This window comes from Vibrio crassostreae (assembly GCF_024347415.1).
Lineage (GTDB): Bacteria > Pseudomonadota > Gammaproteobacteria > Enterobacterales > Vibrionaceae > Vibrio > Vibrio crassostreae.
This window is the reverse complement of the sequence record NZ_AP025478.1, coordinates 183,590-210,399: the sequence shown is the minus strand read 5'-3', so window position 1 is coordinate 210,399 and position 26,810 is coordinate 183,590. Positions and strand designations below refer to the sequence as shown.

At 46.2% G+C, this 26,810-nt stretch carries 6 protein-coding genes and 5 pseudogenes; 6 read left to right on the top strand and 5 right to left on the bottom strand.

The annotated features are described in order from the left end of the window. The first annotated feature begins 16 nt into the window (after positions 1 to 16). Both OC193_RS25215 and OC193_RS25210 read left to right on the top strand, forming a co-directional pair. Positions 17 to 16,579, top strand: a complete 16,563-nt coding sequence (locus OC193_RS25215; protein WP_261978810.1) for a tandem-95 repeat protein — start codon at positions 17 to 19, stop codon at positions 16,577 to 16,579. 88 nt (positions 16,580 to 16,667) lie between these two features. Further along, positions 16,668 to 17,616, top strand: a pseudogene (locus OC193_RS25210) (DDE-type integrase/transposase/recombinase). Positions 17,617 to 17,631: 15 nt separating this feature from the next. Here the strand turns inward: OC193_RS25210 and OC193_RS25205 are convergent. Then, positions 17,632 to 18,425: pseudogene (locus OC193_RS25205) on the bottom strand (IS91 family transposase); the annotation flags it as partial. Positions 18,426 to 18,468: 43 nt separating this feature from the next. On the opposite strand from OC193_RS25205, the gene OC193_RS25200 reads away from it, so the two are divergent. Both OC193_RS25200 and OC193_RS26100 read left to right on the top strand, forming a co-directional pair. After that, positions 18,469 to 18,741 (top strand): helix-turn-helix domain-containing protein, encoded by a 273-nt coding sequence (locus OC193_RS25200; RefSeq protein ID WP_230682325.1) that lies wholly within the window; start codon positions 18,469 to 18,471, stop codon positions 18,739 to 18,741. 74 nt (positions 18,742 to 18,815) lie between these two features. Next, positions 18,816 to 18,914 carry a winged helix-turn-helix domain-containing protein gene (locus OC193_RS26100; protein ID WP_230682327.1) on the top strand — a complete coding sequence of 33 codons (99 nt, stop codon included), beginning with the start codon at positions 18,816 to 18,818 and terminating at the stop codon, positions 18,912 to 18,914. A 39-nt stretch (positions 18,915 to 18,953) separates the two neighbouring features. On the opposite strand, the gene OC193_RS25195 is transcribed toward OC193_RS26100, so the two are convergent. Beyond that, complete coding sequence (locus tag OC193_RS25195) at positions 18,954 to 19,874, bottom strand: IS5 family transposase (RefSeq protein WP_048661579.1); 921 nt, start codon at positions 19,872 to 19,874, stop codon at positions 18,954 to 18,956. 79 nt (positions 19,875 to 19,953) lie between these two features. On the opposite strand from OC193_RS25195, the pseudogene OC193_RS25190 reads away from it, so the two are divergent. After that, positions 19,954 to 20,568, top strand: a pseudogene (locus OC193_RS25190) (IS630 family transposase); the annotation flags it as partial. A 16-nt stretch (positions 20,569 to 20,584) separates the two neighbouring features. On the opposite strand, the pseudogene OC193_RS25185 reads toward OC193_RS25190, so the two are convergent. Beyond that, positions 20,585 to 20,874 (bottom strand): annotated as a pseudogene (locus OC193_RS25185) (transposase zinc-binding domain-containing protein); the annotation flags it as partial. 243 nt (positions 20,875 to 21,117) lie between these two features. Between OC193_RS25185 and OC193_RS25180 the strand changes: the two are divergent. Then, on the top strand, positions 21,118 to 24,366 hold the full coding sequence (locus tag OC193_RS25180; protein ID WP_048666368.1) for a beta strand repeat-containing protein: 3,249 nt from the start codon (positions 21,118 to 21,120) through the stop codon (positions 24,364 to 24,366). Between the two features lie 133 nt (positions 24,367 to 24,499). Here OC193_RS25180 and OC193_RS25175 read toward each other — a convergent pair. After that, positions 24,500 to 25,175: pseudogene (locus tag OC193_RS25175) on the bottom strand (Mu transposase domain-containing protein); the annotation flags it as partial. A 412-nt stretch (positions 25,176 to 25,587) separates the two neighbouring features. After that, positions 25,588 to 26,175 (bottom strand): transposase, encoded by a 588-nt coding sequence (locus tag OC193_RS25165; protein WP_375792502.1) that lies wholly within the window; start codon positions 26,173 to 26,175, stop codon positions 25,588 to 25,590. Positions 26,176 to 26,810: the final 635 nt, after the last annotated feature.

Sequence of the window (26,810 nt, the reverse complement as noted above, 5' to 3'; positions counted from 1 at the left end):
GTCTGCACGTAGCTTTATGTCGGATAATATAGAGGATAACTTCAATGATAATATGGATGAGGACATTATTAAAAATACCTTATCCAGATTACATTCTGATACTGGTGATTATCGTTTCGACGCTCACTTCCTAGAATACGTTGATGTTACTGATCTATCCTTTTTGTCTAATGACAATGAGACATTGACAGAAGAAATTGAAGGTGAAGAGTTAGGTGAAATTGAACCTGATGAATCCACCAATGCAGCACCAACGCTTATCGCCAATGACAACACCTTCACCGAAGATGAACTTGGCACTGGCACTGGCATCAACATCGACGCTGCGACCAGTACTTTGCTCTATGGTGCCGCTGATATCGATGACGTCGACGCCACATTAGTGATTGGTAGTATAAATGGCGCAACAGTAAACGTAGGCGCGGCGGTAGTGGTGACCTTGGCGTATACGGATATAGATGGAAACGTACAAACCCAAGATGTGAATTTAACGGTGAATGCCGATGGGTCGTATAGCCTCGATGCGGTCGACTTAGACGCGCTGCCCGATGGCGTGAGTGCCACGGGTACGTTCATGTATCAGGTTGAAGACGACGAAGGCGCATTGTCGAATACGGTAACCAGTACTTTAGAGATTACCGGTACTAATGACGCGCCGGTACTCAACGTCGCCAATAACGGCTTCACGGAAGACATGGTAGAAGGTGGCATTAACATGCCAGCTAATGCCAGTAATTTATTAACCGCCGCCAGTGATGTTGATGGCGCGGCGGGTACGCTTCAAATCGGCACCGTCAACGGTGATGCCGCCAATGTGTTAAACCCAGTAGTGGTCACACTGAGCTACACCGACGCTGAGGGTGTTGCACAAACTCAAGACGTGAACCTCACCGTTAACTCTGACGGTTCGTATATCTTAGCGGCCTTCGATTTAGATGCGCTACCGAATGGCGCAACCGCTTCAGGTACTTTCGATTACCAAGTGCTTGATGACAACGGTGCGCTTTCTAATACCGTCACTAGTCGTATTGATATTTTCGGAACCAATGATGCTCCGCAAGCGGTCAACACAAACAACACTTTTGTTGAAGATCATTTAGGTGTGGGCATTAACATTGATGCCGCCACCAGTAATTTATTACTCGGTGCTACCGACATTGATGACGTCGACGCCACTTTGGTGATCGGCGCTGTCAATGGTGCGACAGTGAATGTTGGCGCGGCAGTTGTGGTTACTTTGGCTTTCACTGATGCTGATGGTAATGCGCAAACCCAAGACGTCGATTTAACTGTCAATGCCGACGGTTCATATAGCATTGCCGCCTTTAACGTAGATGCTATACCAGACGGTGGTAGCGCAAGCGGCACCTTCACGTATCAAGTTATCGATGATGATGGTGCACTTTCCAATACCGTCACTAGCACCATCGAAATTACCGGCAATAATGATGCACCAGTACTTACCGTTGCTAACAACTCAAATACCGAAGATGAATTGGCTGCAGGCATCAGTGTCGATGCTGCGACCAGTAATTTATTTGATGGCGCAACCGACATTGATGATGTCGATAGCACCTTAAGCATCTCTGCGGTTAATGGTCAAAACACCAATGTGGGTAACGCGGTTACTGTCACTTTAAGCTATACCGATGCCGATGGTAATGCCCAAAACCAAGATGTGAATTTAACCGTGAATGCCGATGGTTCTTACGATATCGCAGCCTTCGATTTAACAGCATTGCCAAGTGGCAGCGCGGCAACCGGTACCTTCACTTATGTGGTCACTGACGACGGTGGATTCGTATCGAATCAAGTCACCAGCACCATTGAAATTACTGGCACCAACGATGCGCCTGTTGCCAACGCCTTTAACAACACCTTTGTTGAAGATCATTTAGGTGTGGGCATTAACATTGATGCCGCCACCAGTAATTTATTACTCGGTGCAACCGACACTGATGACGTCGACGCCACTTTGGTGATCGGTGCTGTGAATGGTGCGACAGTGAATGTTGGCGCGGCAGTAGTAGTTACGCTGAGCTATACCGATGCCGATGGCAATGCACAAACGCAAGATGTGAACTTAACCGTTAATGCCTCTGGTTCTTACAGCATTGATGCCTTCGATTTAGACGCACTACCTGACGGTGTAAGTGCAACGGGTACTTTCACTTATCAAGTCGCCGACGATGAAGGCGCGCTATCTAACACCGTCACTAGTATGCTCGAAATTACCGGTAACAATGATGCGCCGGTGCTAACGGCTGCCAATAATTCATTAACAGAGAATGCGCTTGAGGTTGGTATTAATGTTTCGGCTAACGCCAGTAATTTACTTGATGGCGCAACCGATATTGATGATGCTAACGGCACACTAACGATTGGCACTGTCAATGGAACCAATTTAAACGTTGGCAATGCGATTACGGTAACTCTGAACTACAACGATGCTGACGGTAACGCACAAGTTCAAGACGTCAACTTAACCGTAAACGCTGATGGTTCTTATTCGATCGCAGCATTCGATTTATCCGTCTTACCTGCAGGTAATAACGCAACCGGCACCTTCACTTATACCGTGACAGATGACGGCGGATTCTTATCGAATCAAGTCACTAGCACCATTGAAATTACCGGTACTAATGACGCGCCGGTACTCAACGTCGCCAATAATGGCTTCACCGAAGATATGCTCGAAAACGGCATTAATATGCCAGCTAATGCCAGTAATTTATTAACCGCCGCCAGTGATGTTGATGGCGCGGCGGGTACGCTTCAAATCGGCACCGTTAATGGCGACGCAGCCAATGTGTTAAACCCAGTAGTGGTCACACTGAGCTACACCGACGCTGAGGGTGTTGCACAAACTCAAGACGTGAACCTCACCGTTAACTCTGACGGTTCGTATATCTTAGCGGCCTTCGATTTAGATGCGCTACCGAATGGCGCAACCGCTTCAGGTACTTTCGATTACCAAGTGCTTGATGACAACGGTGCGCTTTCTAATACCGTCACTAGTATGCTCGAAATTACCGGTAACAATGATGCGCCGGTGCTAACGGCTGTCAATAATTCATTAACTGAGAATGCGCTTGAGGTTGGTATTAATGTTTCGGCTAACGCCAGTAATTTACTTGATGGCGCAACCGATATTGATGATGCTAACGGCACACTAACGATTGGCACTGTCAATGGAACCAATTTAAACGTTGGCAATGCGATTACGGTAACTCTGAACTACAACGATGCTGACGGTAACGCACAAGTTCAAGACGTCAACTTAACCGTAAACGCTGATGGTTCTTATTCGATCGCAGCATTCGATTTATCCGTCTTACCTGCAGGTAATAACGCAACCGGCACCTTCACTTATACCGTGACAGATGACGGCGGATTCTTATCGAATCAAGTCACTAGCACCATTGAAATTACCGGTACTAATGACGCGCCGGTACTCAACGTCGCCAATAATGGCTTCACCGAAGATATGCTCGAAAACGGCATTAATATGCCAGCTAATGCCAGTAATTTATTAACCGCCGCCAGTGATGTTGATGGCGCGGCGGGTACGCTTCAAATCGGCACCGTTAATGGCGACGCAGCCAATGTGTTAAACCCAGTAGTGGTCACACTGAGCTACACCGACGCTGAGGGTGTTGCACAAACTCAAGACGTGAACCTCACCGTTAACTCTGACGGTTCGTATATCTTAGCGGCCTTCGATTTAGATGCGCTACCGAATGGCGCAACCGCTTCAGGTACTTTCGATTACCAAGTGCTTGATGACAACGGTGCGCTTTCTAATACCGTCACTAGTCGTATTGATATTTTCGGAACCAATGATGCTCCGCAAGCGGTCAACACAAACAACACTTTTGTTGAAGATCATTTAGGTGTGGGCATTAACATTGATGCCGCCACCAGTAATTTATTACTCGGTGCTACCGACATTGATGACGTCGACGCCACTTTGGTGATCGGCGCTGTCAATGGTGCGACAGTGAATGTTGGCGCGGCAGTTGTGGTTACTTTGGCTTTCACTGATGCTGATGGTAATGCGCAAACCCAAGACGTCGATTTAACTGTCAATGCCGACGGTTCATATAGCATTGCCGCCTTTAACGTAGATGCTATACCAGACGGTGGTAGCGCAAGCGGCACCTTCACGTATCAAGTTATCGATGATGATGGTGCACTTTCCAATACCGTCACTAGCACCATCGAAATTACCGGCAATAATGATGCACCAGTACTTACCGTTGCTAACAACTCAAATACCGAAGATGAATTGGCTGCAGGCATCAGTGTCGATGCTGCGACCAGTAATTTATTTGATGGCGCAACCGACATTGATGATGTCGATAGCACCTTAAGCATCTCTGCGGTTAATGGTCAAAACACCAATGTGGGTAACGCGGTTACTGTCACTTTAAGCTATACCGATGCCGATGGTAATGCCCAAAACCAAGATGTGAATTTAACCGTGAATGCCGATGGTTCTTACGATATCGCAGCCTTCGATTTAACAGCATTGCCAAGTGGCAGCGCGGCAACCGGTACCTTCACTTATGTGGTCACTGACGACGGTGGATTCGTATCGAATCAAGTCACCAGCACCATTGAAATTACTGGCACCAACGATGCGCCTGTTGCCAACGCCTTTAACAACACCTTTGTTGAAGATCATTTAGGTGTGGGCATTAACATTGATGCCGCCACCAGTAATTTATTACTCGGTGCAACCGACACTGATGACGTCGACGCCACTTTGGTGATCGGTGCTGTGAATGGTGCGACAGTGAATGTTGGCGCGGCAGTAGTAGTTACGCTGAGCTATACCGATGCCGATGGCAATGCACAAACGCAAGATGTGAACTTAACCGTTAATGCCTCTGGTTCTTACAGCATTGATGCCTTCGATTTAGACGCACTACCTGACGGTGTAAGTGCAACGGGTACTTTCACTTATCAAGTCGCCGACGATGAAGGCGCGCTATCTAACACCGTCACTAGTATGCTCGAAATTACCGGTAACAATGATGCGCCGGTGCTAACGGCTGTCAATAATTCATTAACTGAGAATGCGCTTGAGGTTGGTATTAATGTTTCGGCTAACGCCAGTAATTTACTTGATGGCGCAACCGATATTGATGATGCTAACGGCACACTAACGATTGGCACTGTCAATGGAACCAATTTAAACGTTGGCAATGCGATTACGGTAACTCTGAACTACAACGATGCTGACGGTAACGCACAAGTTCAAGACGTCAACTTAACCGTAAACGCTGATGGTTCTTATTCGATCGCAGCATTCGATTTATCCGTCTTACCTGCAGGTAATAACGCAACCGGCACCTTCACTTATACCGTGACAGATGACGGCGGATTCTTATCGAATCAAGTCACTAGCACCATTGAAATTACCGGTACTAATGACGCGCCGGTACTCAACGTCGCCAATAATGGCTTCACCGAAGATATGCTCGAAAACGGCATTAATATGCCAGCTAATGCCAGTAATTTATTAACCGCCGCCAGTGATGTTGATGGCGCGGCGGGTACGCTTCAAATCGGCACCGTTAATGGCGACGCAGCCAATGTGTTAAACCCAGTAGTGGTCACACTGAGCTACACCGACGCTGAGGGTGTTGCACAAACTCAAGACGTGAACCTCACCGTTAACTCTGACGGTTCGTATATCTTAGCGGCCTTCGATTTAGATGCGCTACCGAATGGCGCAACCGCTTCAGGTACTTTCGATTACCAAGTGCTTGATGACAACGGTGCGCTTTCTAATACCGTCACTAGTCGTATTGATATTTTCGGAACCAATGATGCTCCGCAAGCGGTCAACACAAACAACACTTTTGTTGAAGATCATTTAGGTGTGGGCATTAACATTGATGCCGCCACCAGTAATTTATTACTCGGTGCTACCGACATTGATGACGTCGACGCCACTTTGGTGATCGGCGCTGTCAATGGTGCGACAGTGAATGTTGGCGCGGCAGTTGTGGTTACTTTGGCTTTCACTGATGCTGATGGTAATGCGCAAACCCAAGACGTCGATTTAACTGTCAATGCCGACGGTTCATATAGCATTGCCGCCTTTAACGTAGATGCTATACCAGACGGTGGTAGCGCAAGCGGCACCTTCACGTATCAAGTTATCGATGATGATGGTGCACTTTCCAATACCGTCACTAGCACCATCGAAATTACCGGCAATAATGATGCACCAGTACTTACCGTTGCTAACAACTCAAATACCGAAGATGAATTGGCTGCAGGCATCAGTGTCGATGCTGCGACCAGTAATTTATTTGATGGCGCAACCGACATTGATGATGTCGATAGCACCTTAAGCATCTCTGCGGTTAATGGTCAAAACACCAATGTGGGTAACGCGGTTACTGTCACTTTAAGCTATACCGATGCCGATGGTAATGCCCAAAACCAAGATGTGAATTTAACCGTGAATGCCGATGGTTCTTACGATATCGCAGCCTTCGATTTAACAGCATTGCCAAGTGGCAGCGCGGCAACCGGTACCTTCACTTATGTGGTCACTGACGACGGTGGATTCGTATCGAATCAAGTCACCAGCACCATTGAAATTACTGGCACCAACGATGCGCCTGTTGCCAACGCCTTTAACAACACCTTTGTTGAAGATCATTTAGGTGTGGGCATTAACATTGATGCCGCCACCAGTAATTTATTACTCGGTGCAACCGACACTGATGACGTCGACGCCACTTTGGTGATCGGTGCTGTGAATGGTGCGACAGTGAATGTTGGCGCGGCAGTAGTAGTTACGCTGAGCTATACCGATGCCGATGGCAATGCACAAACGCAAGATGTGAACTTAACCGTTAATGCCTCTGGTTCTTACAGCATTGATGCCTTCGATTTAGACGCACTACCTGACGGTGTAAGTGCAACGGGTACTTTCACTTATCAAGTCGCCGACGATGAAGGCGCGCTATCTAACACCGTCACTAGTATGCTCGAAATTACCGGTAACAATGATGCGCCGGTGCTAACGGCTGCCAATAATTCATTAACAGAGAATGCGCTTGAGGTTGGTATTAATGTTTCGGCTAACGCCAGTAATTTACTTGATGGCGCAACCGATATTGATGATGCTAACGGCACACTAACGATTGGCACTGTCAATGGAACCAATTTAAACGTTGGCAATGCGATTACGGTAACTCTGAACTACAACGATGCTGACGGCAACGCACAAGTTCAAGACGTCAACTTAACCGTAAACGCCGATGGTTCTTATTCGATCGCAGCATTCGATTTATCCGTCTTACCTGCAGGTAATAACGCAACCGGCACCTTCACTTATACCGTGACAGATGACGGCGGATTCTTATCGAATCAAGTCACTAGCACCATTGAAATTACCGGTACTAATGACGCGCCGGTACTCAACGTCGCCAATAATGGCTTCACCGAAGATATGCTCGAAAACGGCATTAATATGCCAGCTAATGCCAGTAATTTATTAACCGCCGCCAGTGATGTTGATGGCGCGGCGGGTACGCTTCAAATCGGCACCGTCAACGGTGATGCCGCCAATGTGTTAAACCCAGTAGTGGTCACACTGAGCTACACCGACGCTGAGGGTGTTGCACAAACTCAAGACGTGAACCTCACCGTTAACTCTGACGGTTCGTATATCTTAGCGGCCTTCGATTTAGATGCGCTACCGAATGGCGCAACCGCTTCAGGTACTTTCGATTACCAAGTGCTTGATGACAACGGTGCGCTTTCTAATACCGTCACTAGTATGCTCGAAATTACCGGTAACAATGATGCGCCGGTGCTAACGGCTGTCAATAATTCATTAACTGAGAATGCGCTTGAGGTTGGTATTAATGTTTCGGCTAACGCCAGTAATTTACTTGATGGCGCAACCGATATTGATGATGCTAACGGCACACTAACGATTGGCACTGTCAATGGAACCAATTTAAACGTTGGCAATGCGATTACGGTAACTCTGAACTACAACGATGCTGACGGTAACGCACAAGTTCAAGACGTCAACTTAACCGTAAACGCTGATGGTTCTTATTCGATCGCAGCATTCGATTTATCCGTCTTACCTGCAGGTAATAACGCAACCGGCACCTTCACTTATACCGTGACAGATGACGGCGGATTCTTATCGAATCAAGTCACTAGCACCATTGAAATTACCGGTACTAATGACGCGCCGGTACTCAACGTCGCCAATAATGGCTTCACCGAAGATATGCTCGAAAACGGCATTAATATGCCAGCTAATGCCAGTAATTTATTAACCGCCGCCAGTGATGTTGATGGCGCGGCGGGTACGCTTCAAATCGGCACCGTTAATGGCGACGCAGCCAATGTGTTAAACCCAGTAGTGGTCACACTGAGCTACACCGACGCTGAGGGTGTTGCACAAACTCAAGACGTGAACCTCACCGTTAACTCTGACGGTTCGTATATCTTAGCGGCCTTCGATTTAGATGCGCTACCGAATGGCGCAACCGCTTCAGGTACTTTCGATTACCAAGTGCTTGATGACAACGGTGCGCTTTCTAATACCGTCACTAGTCGTATTGATATTTTCGGAACCAATGATGCTCCGCAAGCGGTCAACACAAACAACACTTTTGTTGAAGATCATTTAGGTGTGGGCATTAACATTGATGCCGCCACCAGTAATTTATTACTCGGTGCTACCGACATTGATGACGTCGACGCCACTTTGGTGATCGGCGCTGTCAATGGTGCGACAGTGAATGTTGGCGCGGCAGTTGTGGTTACTTTGGCTTTCACTGATGCTGATGGTAATGCGCAAACCCAAGACGTCGATTTAACTGTCAATGCCGACGGTTCATATAGCATTGCCGCCTTTAACGTAGATGCTATACCAGACGGTGGTAGCGCAAGCGGCACCTTCACGTATCAAGTTATCGATGATGATGGTGCACTTTCCAATACCGTCACTAGCACCATCGAAATTACCGGCAATAATGATGCACCAGTACTTACCGTTGCTAACAACTCAAATACCGAAGATGAATTGGCTGCAGGCATCAGTGTCGATGCTGCGACCAGTAATTTATTTGATGGCGCAACCGACATTGATGATGTCGATAGCACCTTAAGCATCTCTGCGGTTAATGGTCAAAACACCAATGTGGGTAACGCGGTTACTGTCACTTTAAGCTATACCGATGCCGATGGTAATGCCCAAAACCAAGATGTGAATTTAACCGTGAATGCCGATGGTTCTTACGATATCGCAGCCTTCGATTTAACAGCATTGCCAAGTGGCAGCGCGGCAACCGGTACCTTCACTTATGTGGTCACTGACGACGGTGGATTCGTATCGAATCAAGTCACCAGCACCATTGAAATTACTGGCACCAACGATGCGCCTGTTGCCAACGCCTTTAACAACACCTTTGTTGAAGATCATTTAGGTGTGGGCATTAACATTGATGCCGCCACCAGTAATTTATTACTCGGTGCAACCGACACTGATGACGTCGACGCCACTTTGGTGATCGGTGCTGTGAATGGTGCGACAGTGAATGTTGGCGCGGCAGTAGTAGTTACGCTGAGCTATACCGATGCCGATGGCAATGCACAAACGCAAGATGTGAACTTAACCGTTAATGCCTCTGGTTCTTACAGCATTGATGCCTTCGATTTAGACGCACTACCTGACGGTGTAAGTGCAACGGGTACTTTCACTTATCAAGTCGCCGACGATGAAGGCGCGCTATCTAACACCGTCACTAGTATGCTCGAAATTACCGGTAACAATGATGCGCCGGTGCTAACGGCTGCCAATAATTCATTAACAGAGAATGCGCTTGAGGTTGGTATTAATGTTTCGGCTAACGCCAGTAATTTACTTGATGGCGCAACCGATATTGATGATGCTAACGGCACACTAACGATTGGCACTGTCAATGGAACCAATTTAAACGTTGGCAATGCGATTACGGTAACTCTGAACTACAACGATGCTGACGGCAACGCACAAGTTCAAGACGTCAACTTAACCGTAAACGCCGATGGTTCTTATTCGATCGCAGCATTCGATTTATCCGTCTTACCTGCAGGTAATAACGCAACCGGCACCTTCACTTATACCGTGACAGATGACGGCGGATTCTTATCGAATCAAGTCACTAGCACCATTGAAATTACCGGTACTAATGACGCGCCGGTACTCAACGTCGCCAATAATGGCTTCACCGAAGATATGCTCGAAAACGGCATTAATATGCCAGCTAATGCCAGTAATTTATTAACCGCCGCCAGTGATGTTGATGGCGCGGCGGGTACGCTTCAAATCGGTACCGTTAATGGCGACGCAGCCAATGTGTTAAACCCAGTAGTGGTCACACTGAGCTACACCGACGCTGAGGGTGTTGCACAAACTCAAGACGTGAACCTCACTGTTAACTCTGACGGTTCGTATATCTTAGCGGCCTTCGATTTAGATGCGCTACCGAATGGCGCAACCGCTTCAGGTACTTTCGATTACCAAGTGCTTGATGACAACGGTGCGCTTTCTAATACCGTCACTAGTCGTATTGATATTTTTGGGACTAACGATGAGCCAGTAGTTACGGCCAATACCGTTGCTACAATTAATGAAGACAATGCGATAACGGTAACGGAAGCAGAACTTCTTGCTAATGCAAGTGATATTGATAATGCAACGCTAAGTGTCGTGAATGTTCAACTGGTTGGAACCGATGCAACGCTCATTGACAATGGTGATGATACTTGGACAATTACACCAAATGCGAACTTTAGCGGCGACGTAACGATCACTTATGATGTGAGTGACGGCCTAACAACAACCGCAAGCCAGTTAGATGTAACTGTCGAAGCGGTTGCGGATGCTGTGGTTGCAAGCCTTGCAGAATCTGTCGCCACTGACTTTGAAGAAGCCGATGGCTGGGTTAACCCTGAGGTATTTGGTTGGTCAACCGATAATGCTGATGGTATCGTAGAACGCTCCCCTGAAACGACTTATGGTGGTGTTGATGCAACCAATAACGTTGTCGAAATGGAAAAATTTGCGGGTGAAGCGAGTAACATGTATCGTGTTCTCGATACGCAACCGGGCGCTACCTACACCTTTGAGCTAGATGTTTCAGGGCGAAATAATGCCACTGCGGCAGACTCGCAAATTGAAATTCTATGGGAAGGCGTTGTCATCGACACCGTCGGCTATGAAAACTTTGGGTGGAACCATCACGCTTATGAGCTAGTGTCCACTCAAACCAACTCGCGTATCGAGTTTAGAGCGGCAGATCAAAGTGGCTCGGGCGGCTTGGTAGATAATATTAACCTTACGTTCACCGGTTTCGTTGGCGATGAAGATACCGCGATTCCAATCGATATCTCCGCCGAGCTTACTGATACTGATGGCTCAGAAACTCTATCAACCTCAATCACTGGCCTGCCCGTCGGTGCTGTGGTTACCGATGGAGTAAATGTTAAAACCGTTGCCGCGGCCAACGAAGTCATTGATATGAACGGATGGGATAATTCGAACGTTTCGATTACGCCGCCGACTGACTTTAATGGCAACGTTGATATTGTGGTTGCCGCAACTTCAACGGAAGCTAGTAATGGCGATACGCTGACCACCAACATACCCATCACGCTTGCGGTCAATGCGGTGAACGATGCGGTCGAAACCCCGGTAGATGTAGATATTGCAGCCAGTCTTGTTGCGGAAGACCTAGCCATTGGTTCCACCGTTGGCATAACAGGCCTTGCCAACGATGTGGATAACACGGCCGCCGAAGTGACCTATAGCCTCATCAATGAAAATGACACCGGTGCCTACACCGGCCCATTCACCATTGCTACTGCCACTGGGGTGGTTACCGTTTCTCAGTCGTTAGATAGAGAATTGGCGGAAACCCATTCGTTCAGAATTCAAGCGGACAGTACAGATGGCACCAACGCCATTAGTGCGGTGCAAACCGTCACCGTTACCGATGTTGACGAGTTCGATGTCAGCGTTGCAACCGATATCGACGCGACTGCAAATATCGTCGATGAAAATGCCACTGTCGGTACAACGGTGGGTTATACCGCGAATGCCACCGACGCCGATGCGACGACTAACACTGTGACTTATCGCTTGATGGATTCAGGCCCTACGACGCGCCTTGGTTCAGACGGTACCATCATCGCCAATGAAAACGGCTACACCACCTACGATGGTAGTGCATCAGACATCAACACGGTTATGTATATTGGTGGTGATATTCCCGCTGGCGGTGTGTCAAGCTTTACCTTTGAACATCTTGATGGTGGTCGCTTAATCATTGATATTTTGTCGGAAGATACTGTTGGTGCCGCAGGAGCGGCAAACTATAAAGACCTTAACGGTGATGGCGTTCAAACTAACAACATGGACCTTGCCATCAAAGTCTTTGACGCTGCGGGCAACTTGGTTGCGCAAAACGACGATGGCCAAGCTGGTGCCGACGGTAGTACCTCAACCTGGGACCCTTATTCTGCGTGGGCCGACAGTTTAACAGCTGGCACCTACACGGTAGAACTGCGAGAAGTTGCAGGCGATGCCACTCCTTTCCTTTTAAGCATGACTGGTAACAACAGCGCTGATTTGAATCCTTATGAAATGGCGCAAAGCACGGCCGACAGCCGCACCACGCATGTGATCGATGCCGCCACCATTTTGGCCAACGCAAACGATACTGATGGAGATAATATCCGTATTCAATCGGTAGAAAATGCCCAGCACGGTACAGTGTCGATTAACGGCAATGGCGATATTGAATTTGTACCTAACAATGATTACGCAGGCCCAGTCAGCTTTACTTATACCGTGGTTGACCCAGATGGTAACACTGATCAAGCACGTATTACCTTAAACGTAACAGGTACCAACACCAGTGGTGAAAATGCAACGCTTGATGCAGATCCTGAGTTTATTGATTCAGGCACTACGCCAGTAGACATTCCGGTTGCGCCTTATACTGGGCCATTGGCGATTGATACTAACACCGGCGTAATCACCGTTGACGACACCATTGACCATGAAACGGATGCTACGTTGGATTTTGTAGTTGAGTCCACCAGTGCCGATGGCTCGGTTAGCTATACCACAACACAAACTATCACGGTCAATGACCTCAATGATGATGGCATCACGGTAACTGCCAATGCCACGCAAAATGTCGATGAAGATAACGCCATTACGCTTACCCAATCAGACCTGCTGGCGAACTCAACACCGGATGTTGCGGGCACCGCCTTGACTGCAAATAACGTCATCTTGGTGGGCACCGATGCCACCTTAACCGATAACGGCGATAGTACCTACACAGTCACACCTAACGCCAACTTCAATGGCAATATCGACCTCAACTTCGATGTTACGGATGGTCAGTTCACTGAGTCGACAAGCATGAACTTAGCCGTCAATTCGGTGAACGATGCGGTAACTACCATTGGTAACATCGTCGCAGCAGTCGATGAAGACAATACGATTACGTTGACACAAGCAGAGCTATTGGCAAACGCATCTGACATCGAAGGAGACGCATTAACGGCGACTAACGTTGCGGTCGTTGGCACTGATGCGACGGTTACAGACAACCTAGATGGCACATTTACTCTTACCCCAGATGCTAATTTTAATGGCGCGATTAATCTGACCTACGACATCAGCGATGGTACGACGAACACAGCGACAGGCATAGATCTAACGGTTAACGCTATCAATGATGCGCCAGATAGCCCGTTGAATACCTATAACGCGACCGAAGATCAAACGTTTGTATTAAACGATGCCGATCTTTTGGCCAATGCGACGGATGTCGAGGGTGATGTAATTAGTGTGACGAACGTTACCTACGCGGGCACCGATGCAACCATGGTCGACACGGGTACCATTCAGTTGGGTAACGACACCAATAACCGCATAGAACTCGACACCCGTCTAGACGGATACGATGCTTTCACTTTTCAAATGGAATACACCTCAACGGGAACACATACAGGCGGTATCGAAAACATCTTCGGGGCCCCGCCAACGGGTGCACAAAATAACCACTTTAACGTGTTTGTAAATAACGCGACCAGTGGTTTAGAAATGAATTTATTTGGCGCCAATGTGGTTTTTGCCAATTCGCCAGACCTGAACGACGGTAACACACACAACATTACCATTGCTTGGGACAGCGCTTCAGGCACCATGACCGCATTCAATAATGGCGTAGCCTTTGATACGAAAACTGAATCTCAGGGTTCCGTTATGGGCGCGGGTGGCTATGCCATTATCGGTCAGGAGCAAGACAGCTACGGTGGTACTTTTGATGCCAACCAAGCGGCCACTAACTCAGAACTCGGTCATGTCTCCATGTCGTATGATCGAGTGTCAAATGCCGACATTCAAACGGGTGCAGACCTTGCCGATATAAGCACCGATGTCGCTTTCGATGTGCGGGTTGTTAACGACACAGTGGTCGATGCCGGCCCAGATGCGATGACACTCACCACCGCAGGCGATGTTAGCCATGTACGTGAATATGAATTCAAGCCGGATGCGAATTTCAATGGTGACATTTCTATTGATGTTGAGTACAGCGACGGTACTGACACCAACACAGTAACCCACACCGTGAACTTTGCACCGGTGAATGATGGCCCAGTAGCTACTGACCCTACCGATACGCTGATTAATGATAACGAAAGTATCACTTATACAGAGGCTGAGTTACTTGCCAACGCTAGCGATATCGACGGTGAGACTTTAAGCGTGACCAACGTGGCCTACGCCGGCACCGATGGTACTTTGGTGGATAACGGCGATGACACTTGGACCTTCACTCCCAATAACGCCTTCACTGGAACCGCCGATTTAGTGGTGACGGTAAGCGATGGCACTGCTACGGCTAACTTCACCCAAAAGGTGGATGTTAATATAGCGGTGAGCGCAAATGATGATGGCCGAGACGACAGTGGATTGATCGGTATTATGACGTCTAATACTGGCGTGTTTAACGGGCAAACAGTGACCGTAAGTGCGCACAACGAGGAGTCTGCGCCTTACGCTGCATGGAAGGCTGTTGATGGTGTTGACGCCCATGTGCTTAACAACTCCAACAGTTGGGCGGGTGATTTACTCGCTCCATCGGGCACTGGCGCGATCATCGGCTGGTACCAAGTTGACCTTGGTCAAACAACTACGCTGTATCAGTACGACTTGAAATCAATCGTGAACCAGGCCGTTGGGCGTGATCCGAAAGCATGGACGTTTGAGGGGAGTGACGACGGAGTTAATTGGAACGTGCTTGATACTCGCGCCAATGAGGATAATTGGGGCAGCGCGGAAACGCGCAGCTACACGTTAAACCAGCCTGAAAGTTATCGTTATTTCCGCTTTAATATTACCGAAAACAACGGTGATGCTGTTTGGGTTGGCTTCGACGGATTTCAGATGTATACAATGATAACGGTCGATGAGTCAGATGTAAATCACGACTTCGACGTACTGGCGAACGATGTAAATCTAGACGGCGACCCGCTCACAATCACTAGCTTGACAGATGTAGTCGATAAAAATGGTAACGTTGTCGGTACGGTTCAGGTAGTGAATATTGGTGGCACCGATCAAGTACGTTTTTCGCCTAATGGGGCGATTGCTCAAGGTGCGACTGAAGCGGCCAGTTTCACCTATACCGTAAGCGATGGCCGTTCAGAATCAACTGAAACTGTCAACTTCTTCCTAACTGGGCAATATGATGCTATTTCAGCAGGAGCCTCTGTGGAAACTAATGTGATTGAAGGAAACAACATTATTATGACTGTCGATGAGCTAACGGCTAATATCGACAATCCTGAAGGTACAGTATTAACATTGTCAAACTTTTTAGTCACAAACGGTACCTTTGTTGATCATGGTGATGACACATTTACTTTCAGTCCGGCAGCTAACTTTAATGGAATCATGGAGATCACTTACGACGTTAGTGATGGAACAACAACTCTAAATGCCTCAAGTGAGGTTACGGTACTCAATGAGGTAATAGGTACATTAATTGGAGAGAACTTAGACGGTGGATTTGATGCTGATGCTATATATGGTTTGGCAGGTGATGATATTCTTAGTGGGGGAGAGGGGGATGATACACTAACAGGTGGAGCTGGTGATGATACACTAACAGGTGAAATTGGTGCAGATACTTTTGCGTTCATAAATGGTGATGAAGGAACGGTAGGCACACATGCTGTTGATACCATCACTGATTTTGAAGTAGGCACAGATCACATAGACATTTCACAGTTCTTTGACAGCCAACCCAACTCAACGGGGGGCGATATGGCAAATGTTATTGATATACAGGAAGATAATGGTAATACTATTTTTTCTCTAAAATCTGATGGTAACAACATTGATCAAGAAATTATCGTAGAAAATACCACGTTAAATGAATTTTATGGAGGTGACAGCTCGGGTATTAGTGAAGCTGATATTTTACAAAAAATGATCGATGATAATAATTTAATAAGTTAAAAAACTTATTTTTAAGAATCATAATTCATGCCAAAGAAACGTTAAAATGTGTGATTCATAGACATCCTTTCAACTATACTGGGTGTCTATGGACAGAGAAATCCAACAAAGACTACAGTGGGTAAAAATGTATGAAGAATGTGCCGACGCTGTGGTATTTCCAGGCCAACATTACGCAAGTGGGTGAAGTGATATAAGCAGTTTGGAATCGCTGGTTTAGAAAGTCAGAGCAAACACCCCCACTCATCTCCAGATACTAAGATCACTGATGAGCTAAGGGCATTGATCCTTACTATGCGTGAAAAGCGCAATTTGGGGGCACGGCGTTTACAATTAGAATTAATCCGACTTCACCAAATACACCTAAGCACCGCGACACTCCATAAAGTACTATCAGCAGCTTCCGTGAAGCCGATAGTAACTTACCGCCGCAAAAAAGATTTCCAAAGATATGAGCGGCCAATCCCTGATGATAGAGTCCAGATGGACACCTGTAAAATAGCACCTGGTATTTATCTGTATACAGCTATCGATGACTGCTCCCGCTATCGGGTTCTAAGGTGCTACTCTCGGCGAACAGTAGCCAAGACAGTCGATTTTATCGTGGAAGAAATGCCATTTCCTATTCAGCGTATTCAAACGGACAGAGGGCGTGAATTTTTCGTTGATCAAGTTCAGAAGCAAATTATGACTTATGGCATTAAGTTTCTCCCAAATAAGCCTGGCTCACCTCATTTGAATTGCAAAGTCGAACGCTCACAGAAAACAGATAAACCCGAGTTCTATCCGACCATAGATGTCTCTGTGGGGCTGGAAGAGCTGGATCTGCTACTGGCTGAGTGGCAACACTACTACAACTGGGAACGGCCCACAGCTCGTTAAAGGGACTAACCCCGATAGACAGGATTACTGAGATATCTGACCAAACTCCTTTTTCTGAAGAGGTATCTCAGCACTCCCAGAGCAAGAAAGAACGGTTTCAAGAGCAGAATTACAAGCTCGATCTTCAGCTAAGAAAATTGAAACCATCTCTGTGAATAACACAGTTAAACACAAAGAATAAACTCGAACGGGTCAACCTTCACATTCTCTTTCAGCATCGCGGCGTAACTTTGTATTTCAGGTGAGCCTTCAGGAGCGATGCCTAAAGCATCGTAGACCTTAGAGAGCATCTCACTATGACGTCGGTTCGATAGAAAACCAAAGTATCGAATCATTTTGAAATGCTTATCTGGGATCTGCTCAATCATGCGAGTTATCAGCGCTTCCGGACTCAAGACGAGTGATTCTGTTTGTCCATTTCTATGATTTAGGTAATCAAATGTCACTACCCATCCTTGGAAGTTATGTCATAGACAGGATGCAGATCTGGGTGGGCGATTTAAGTATCGACCTAGGTAAGTCATGGTTGGTGTCACATTAGCCGTTTCTTTGCAAGGTGAAGCTTCCATCGGCGGCAATATTGGCTGATTAAAAATCGAGACCAATCTTGCTCATGACGAATATAAGGACAGCCCTCTCCAGTTAAGTCTAACTCTGAATAATTTGATTCGAGAAGTTGAGTGATGGCGGCACGCCAACACTTTTCAGTGGTTTTAGCTTTAAAGTTAATGGGCTCCCACAGACTCGTCTTCTTACATAATCCCCCACGCGTGACAGATAAATGGAGGCGCACATTCCAATTCAACTTTCTGCCGTAGGTGTGCAGCACACAGAACACTCCGATATCAATATCAGTTGCTTTACCCCCCAAGAATCTGTTGGCCGCACAGCCAAAGAGACGGTTGAGAAGAAATCACTTATCACGATAGATGGGCCATAGCGTATGAGGAAGTGTCAACGTAATACCAATCTAAGTGAAAATATGATCTAATTGAGGCTATTTCTTCGTGAAAAAAGACGCTATGGACAGCCTCGATAACATTGATTTTAAAAAGCTTGCTAGCCAACAAAAATCTATTCAAATGAAGATGCGATTGCTCGCCTTGGCCTATTTTAAAGATGGTCACTCTCGAACCCAAATTGCTAAGTTCCTTAAGGTAAGCAGAACTAGTGTGAATAAATGGGTACAAACATTCCTTGAAGAAGGATTTGAGGACTGCAAGAGAAACCAAGAACGGGTCGCCCAGCATTCCTCAACACTCAGCAACGTGAACAGCTAAGCCAGTTCATAAAGGCACGTGCCGAATATTCATCTGGGGGTAGATTAACTGGTACTGATATTCATGCTTATATCGTGAAAGAGTTTGGTAAACACTACCACCCAGATTCTATCTATTATTTGCTTAATCACATGGGCTTCTCTTGGATAACTTCACGCGGCTTTGTTGCGTAATTATATTTAAAGATAGAGCTACCCCGTTTCGGGTATTTCTTAGTCAATACGACAAGTTTCAGGCATCCCTAACCCAGTGAGCTTGTTCAACGCTTTTATCATCGCGTAAGTCTCACCCACCTGCGCATTGTAATTTCTTAAGCTCAATCGTCCTCCTAGTAACTGTTTAACTCGATACATCGCGGTTTCTGAGAGTGAACGTCTGTGGTATCCATACCGCTCTTTCCAATACTTATTTGAGCCGTATAACTTCTGGCAACCCACTGCGAGATTTCGAGGATGACCGCGCTCCCAGAAGGCTGCCCCTTCTCTTGGGGGAATAAGCGCAACGGCTCGCTTAATCTTAATAGCAGCGTGACACGCTCTCGTGTCGTAAGCGCCATCACCAGACACCTCAAGGATACTTCGGCGTGTTTGTTTCAGTAAATTCGGGAGGACCTCTCCATCTGTAACCGTCGATAAACTTAGCTCGGCTGCAATGATCTCGTGAGTGCTTGTATCGACTGCAATATGCAGCTTTCGCCAAACTCTCCGCTTGCCATCTGCCCCGTGTTTTTTGACTTTCCATTCACCTTCGCCATAAACCTTAAGGCCAGTCGCATCAATGGCTAAGTGCTGTATCGCTCCTCTCGTTTTACTCTTAAATGAGACCTCAACTTGCTTGGCTCTACGACTGATGCAGGTGTAATGTGGACAACTCAATGGAACATGGGCAAGTCTAAATACCGAGTCGATAAATCCTTGCAGCGCTCTCAGTGGCATAGAAAAAACTCGTTTTACCATGAGCGCTGTCGTGATAGCTAAGTCACTGAATCGACGTGGCCTCCCGCGCTTATTCTGTTTGCTTTGCGCCCACCCGCTTATCGCCTCTTCATCAATCCAAAAGGTCAGAGAGCCTCGATTAATGAGTGATTGGTTGTATTGCTTCCAGTTGGTTGTTTTGTAAAGAGGTTTAGGCATGAGGCTACGAGAGATAGTGGATGTAACTGATCAGATCGTAGGCTCTGGATTTAGTTCCATTGAATTACGCAACAAAGCCACTTCACGCTCCAAGCACCCTCGTCAATCCCAGCAAATCCAAGACGATTTTAAAAAATTCAAAATTGAAACGATCCTTAAGCTCCCTGGTCACATGGGGCTTGATAACGTCGATTTCTGGTTTCAAGATGGCCAGCAAAACACGACAACTCGACTTTGGGCTGAACGTGGGTCAAGGCCAAGAGCGGTAAAACAGCAGCAGTTTGAATATGCGTATTTGTTTGGCTCAGTATGTCCCGCTAGAGGTATTGGCGAGGAGATGGTCGTTCCTTGGGTTAACAAGGACATTATGGCTGAGCACCTTAAGCAGAGCTCCGCGGTGCTCGAAAAAGGTCGTCACGCAGTGGTCATTATGGATGGTGCTGGTTGGCATACAAATGACATTGCAGAACAGTTTAGTAATGTCAGTATCATCAAGCTCTCACCATATTCACCAGAGCTAAACCCGATAGAACAAGTGTGGAGTTGGCTCAGACAACACTATCTTGCCAATTAGAGTTTTACCGACTACCAAGATATTGTGTCGAAAGTATGCACTGCATGGAATCGATTCTTGGAGCGTGCAGATAGAGTTACCAAAATGTGCACCAGAGACTGGATTAACCTAACCAGTTAATTTTTCAGATTGGTAGAACGTGTTGATACTCACATTCAGGAAAGACATGTTGTTGACGTCGTATCCAACACTCTATCGCCTTAATACCATAACTGCTGCAAAAACGGGATTTACACGTTTGGTGAATGTATTTGTGATGAGGGCAATTTTCATGGCTGCCAAAGATAGCGGTGCTGCAAGCGAAGCGAGCATCTTAGTTACGTTTTCTATGACGGCTTGTCGGAGAGTTTTTCGATGCTTATTGAGGTAGTTTAACCAGTTACCTTTGGCATTGAAAAGTTGTTTGATGGGTTTATTCAAGTACATGAGTTATAGAATAAACGATTCATGGACACCCCCCCCCTAATTGATTGATTTTCTTTGTTTTCGGCCGTATGCCGCTAAGGCGACTACGTCGTAGGTTTTAACACCAAGCTAAGCGAATTTCGCTCGGTAATTAAGCGAACGACACAGTCGCTCGGTGCTCGCATTTCCGCACAAAAGTGCCTAAAAGATGATTCATGCTCTATTATTAGAATGTGGGGTTTATGGCTCGCTTACGATTGAGTTGTGCTTAGACATCATGAACCGCGAGAAATCAAGGTTGATGGCTCATCTCATCTAGAGGGGAAATCGATAGGCACAGGCATTTTAACTGCTTCTTGGGGGCGAGTTAACAGTGAGAATGTCAATGTTACAATTACCGCATCAACCAATGACGCTATAAATACGCCAGTCTCACTTCAGTTAATTCCGAGTCAGACGACAATCCCTAAAGGGGTATCAACACCAATTCAAGTGATTGCTCACTATGCCGGTGGTTTAACAGAGGACATCACTGAAAATGTTGAAACAGTGGTCACTTTCGCAGACCCAAGCATTTTAAAACTGAGTACTAATAACAACCATTTTGTTGGGGTTAACGTCGGTCAAACTCAAGTGACGGCATCGTATCTTGGGGTAACCAGTAATTCAGTGTTGATGACTGTAACAGATGCGGTGCCACTTTCGCTAACAATCAGTCCAACCACTCAAAATATTCCGAAAGGGCTGACGCATCAATATCAAGCGGTGGCGATTTTCTCAGATGGTACCACATTCGATGCCACCAATGATGTGACGTGGTATGTTGGTGATGCCAATGTGGCGACTATCGATAATTTGTACAACCTTGGTGTACTAACTGCTAATCAACTGGGTTCAACGACTGTATGGGCGCAACTTCAAAATGTTCTTAGTGAGACCGCAACCGCAACCGTCACCACGGCAATAATTCAAAGTTTAACCATTACCCCGAATCAACAAACCGTGGCGATTGGTGAAACGCTTCCATTTGTGGCTAATGCGGTTTTTTCTGATGAAACAACCTTAGATGTTTCAGGTAATGCACTTTGGCAAATTGGTGATACAAGTATTGCCACTGTTGACAATTCAGGGGCGGTCACTGGTGTCAGTGCCAATAACACCACGCTCATTGCGCACTTTAATGGCATGACCAGTGACGCTGCTGAAGTTGAAGTTATCACTGCAGTCTTACAGTCTATTCAAATTACGCCGGCCCTTTTAGATATTCCAAATGGACTGCATCAGCAATATCAAGCGATAGGCCACTATTCAAATGGTTCAACGGCCGATATTACAGGTACAGTAAGTTGGAATACCTCAAACTCAACGATTGCAACGATTGCCACTGATGGTCAACTAACCGCAGCTGCGATTGGTGCAACCACCATAACAGCTGTGCATGATGGTGTTACTAGTAATGACAGTGCGGTAAATGTTACTAATGCTGTTCTTACAGAGATACAGGTAACGCCGGCCGTAGAAACAACGCATGTAGGACTTCATCAGCAATATCAAGCGGTAGGGTTCTTCTCAGATAAATCTTCAAGAGACATTACCACTGAAGTGTCATGGCTGAGTTCAGCCACTAATGTGGCGTCAATGAATTTGACTGGACAGGTAACGGGCGTAGCGGTAGGCAATGCTGAGGTAACCGCAAATCTTAACGGTATTACCAGTAATACCGCACAATTGACCGTTGATAACGCAATTCTGGTTGAAATTGATATTGCACCGCTGTTAATAACCCTTCCTTTGGGTGAAACACAACAATATACGGCAGTAGGGCTATATTCTGATGGTTCTAATCAAGACATTACGACCGAAGTGACTTGGTCTATCGATGATACCAGCATCGCTACTATCGATAATACCGCTTTACTTACCGCTGCATCGCTTGGCACGACCAAGGTCAATGCTTCATTGAATGGGCTGACCAGCGCAACAGCTGCACAAGTGAATGTCACCAATGCAAGTTTAGTGCAATTGATTGTAACACCAGAGTCAACCGTCGATTTGCATTTGGGCTTGCACAGGCAGTTTCACGCACAAGGCGTCTTTTCTGACGGTTCTGCCCGAGATGTTACCAATGAGGTAAGCTGGGATAGCAGCAATATTAGCATTGCGACCATCAACACCACAGGGAGTACGGAAGCGGTAGGGATTGGCTCAACAAACATTACCGCCAACATGGCCGGCATTACCAGTAACACTGAGGTATTGACGGTTACGACCGCGGCTTTGGTGGAGATTGTAGTCTTACCAGATAATGCAATTATACCTAAAGGGTTAACCGTCAACTATACAGCTCAGGGGCATTATACCGATAGTACAACCCTAGATTTGACCAATGACGTTACCTGGCACTCACAAGACGCTAACATCGCAACGATTGTAAGTGGCGGTACTGCGACAACGGTCAATATTGGTACCACGGCTATTCACGCATCGTTTGGCGTCATTGAGAGTACTCCCGTCCAATTGACGGTAGATAATGCGACATTAACCAGCATAGCGATTACCCCGGAGATAGCCTCTGTCTCTAATGGACAAACACAGCAATACCAAGCATTAGGTACCTATACCGATGGCAATACTCTAAATATCACTAACTCAGTGACGTGGGTAAGTGGTCAGACTAACATTGCAACGATTGATACCGCTGGTTTAGCCTCGTCCTCTATAGTAAGCGGTACAACAACCATTCAAGCTACGCTTGATACGCGTGTGAGTAATACCGCAACGTTAAATGTCGGACCTGTACTGACTAGTGTGAGCCTTGAATATGGTGCTCCGGGGCTTGATACCACCATTACCAATGGATCATCTCGCAGTCTTAAGTTGGTGGGTCATTATAGCGATACGACACAAAAAGTGCTCAATACACCGTTTGACAATGGCTCTGTATGGACTCATACGGGCAGTGGATTTACGCATACCGGTAATGGGCATTATCAAGCAACAAGTACCTCGGGAACTATCTCTGTTACCGCGACTTATGAAGGGTTTTCGGACACGATGACCAATGCGATTACTGCAGTACCAGTGTCAAATAGGGATTGTGGTGTGTCGCCATTAACCTTGTCAAATGGAACAAGGGTATATTGCCCACTGAGAACAAATTCGCCAGAGATCGCCGATCCTAGTATTTATGGTTCTCAATCATTCACAGGCCTTGGTGGGCCAAATGGTATGGAGTTGATCACTGCGAACTACACTCAAGTCGAAGCTCTTTGTACAAGTTTGGGAAGACGGCTCCCAACACAGTTGGAATTTCAGTTGTTAACTCAAGAATATGCTTTAGAGGATGTACCCGCACCTCTATATGGTGTTTACCATTTAGTGGGTTGGCCTGCTGAAGTATTATTCTATACAGATTTCAATGAAAACGGCAAATTTGTACGGGCCAGTTTGACTGGTAGTTCAGGCTTACTACCTAATGGTACCGCACTGTATGGCGTTATTTGTGTTGATTAGACTTGAACCAGCTGTTTAACCCTATGCCTTCCCTTAGCTAATTGTAAGGGGAGGCTCAAAGTAACGTATGCGCCCCATAAACCCATCTGTCTTTCATACACAAATCCTGCGATTTTCATCGCAGGATTTGTGTATGAAAGACAGATTTTAAGAAGCGTTCCGGTGTCCATTGTGCATACTGACGATGATTTTCTGGTATGTGTTTTTCTAACGTACTGTAACCGAACTGTCGCTTCCTTGGGTGACTAGAGACAAGTTGACCGTTATGGTAAAGCGTGACTAGTTCACCGCTAATATGTGCCTCTAACTGCTCCCGAAGTAATCGGTATGGTACTGAGTAGTAATGCCCATCAAGCTCTACATGATAGTCCATATGAACGCGTACCTTTTTTACGTAGGTGTAGTGATACGCTTGCCGTGGGAGTGCGTTAAGCTCAGGTTTATCGGGTTGGGTGAAGAGTTCGTATCGAGAACTCTTTAGCTTCTGCATCGGTCTTTGACTGAGCTCGAGCAAGAGCTCCTTGATACGATAATTGAGTGAACTCAGGCTGAAGAAGGTTTCATGTCGGAGCTTAGCCATTATCCACCTCTCAACGACTTGGACGGCTGTTTCCACCTTTGCCTTATCTTTGGGCTTTCTTGGTCTTGCTGGCATCACAGCGACGCCATAGTGTGCCAACATCTGTTGGTAAGTAGGGTTGATGTCGGGGTCATACCGGCATGCTCTTGTTGTGCTGCTTTTTAAGTTATCAGGAACCACGATTTCAGGTTGTACCTTCCAGATAACCAAAGCATCGGACATGGCTCATGGACTGCCAGTTCAATCTTGTTCAAATCGCCCGAACACCAATAAGAAGACATGTAAAGATCAGAAGCAATGCAACGCCATACAACCCTGAATTTGCTAGATACTTAAAAGAGCGAAATCAGCCCAAGCGATGCAGGAATTTTTGGTCGGCTCCTGTCACTACTATGTTTTGATTGCTGGGTTCTTATATGGACTCCCAATTGTAATCAACAAAAAGTTTTAGATAAAGCAGTTGAGATGCGCGCTTATATACGGGCTTTTTTGAGGTGCTACCTCGCCCTAAAATGTAGTCGCACCAATAGGCTAAGTCTTAGGAACGGCATCATCATTTTGTGCCCAAGAACCCAACTAGTTTCTATTGGTCGGTCTTACCTGTTTATCATTGTCGCTCTCTGTTGATTATGCTGAATGTATCAAGCCAGTTTTTCTGGCTGATACATCAAGTCATTCTTTAAGATGGCATAAGCTGTTCGTACTGTTTTATTTGCTAATGCTATCGCAGCTACTTTCTTCCCACGTCTCTCTATCAATGCCAGCAACCACTGATCTTTGTTTGTTCTAGGGGGACGATTTACGACTTGTGCTATAACTGAAAGCGCTCCTTGAAATAGAGTTGAACGGAGTCGCTTGTCTGCACTACGTTTTGAGATATGCCCGATTCGCTCTTTACCACCAGATGAGTATTGCTTTGGTGTTAGCCCAATACTTGCCGAAGCACTTCTTCCGTTAGAAAAGTTCTCACCTTTACCTAGTCGTAAGGCCAATCCCAATGCTCCTATAGGCCCAACGCCTTCAAGCTTCATTAGTTTCTGACACAGCGGATTATCCTTAATTGCTTTTTCTAATTGTTTTGTAAGGGTATTTACATGGTCAAGCTGAAGGAGTAAATGTTCCCATAAACACAAAAGCGACTCTCGGAATTTAGCAGGTAAACCATTTTCAGCGTCCTCAAGAACATACGGAATTTCTTTTCTGAGTACCGCTAATCCTTGCGGGAGAATAATTCCAAATTCAAACTTTGGGCAATCTGATTATTTAGCGCTAGATTTCTGGCTCAATTTGTTGTCTACGAAACAGCAGTAAGATAGAGCTGGGCAGGAGGGGGTAAAACCCCTCCTGATTTAGGATTGTGAAGCATGGTCTAAGAGCGCCCTTATTCCTACGAACACGTTCCTCGATGAAGGTAGTGAGGCGTGATCTCTTTTCTGAAATGGCCAAACTCTTGGTTGATGATTTCCAGTTTACTTGACCACTTCACCTTACCCTACTAGGCCATACCATCCGGATGAAGGTGAACGTTAAGTGAGGAGATGATGAAAGGGGGCCACATGACTTAGCGTTAAATCGAAGAAGGTGCCTGTCGTATGACAAAAGAAAGTTTCCGCGTCGTTTTTTAGCTTGTCCTTAATTATTTATTTTTTTATTCATTTAACTATTTATCTTCATACGTAGTGTTCATAAGCGCCGCCCCTTATTGATCACAATTTTAGCCGTTTTTTTTATCCTCCTTTTATTGCACTGCTTTTCTCATGAAAAATCGTGAATAGAAAAATCCTTTCCGAATAAGGCCAAGCGTGCAAGTTAACCCTAAACAACCCGGTGATTAAAACAAGAAAAATGAGAGATAAAGCAGGGT

What these genes read in the sequence shown, in the direction of transcription:
- OC193_RS25195 (WP_048661579.1), bottom strand. Translation starts at nt 19,874, where the DNA reads ATGCCTAAACCTCTTTACAAAACAACCAACTGGAAGCAATACAACCAA.
- OC193_RS25215 (WP_261978810.1), top strand. Translation starts at nt 17, where the DNA reads ATGTCGGATAATATAGAGGATAACTTCAATGATAATATGGATGAGGAC.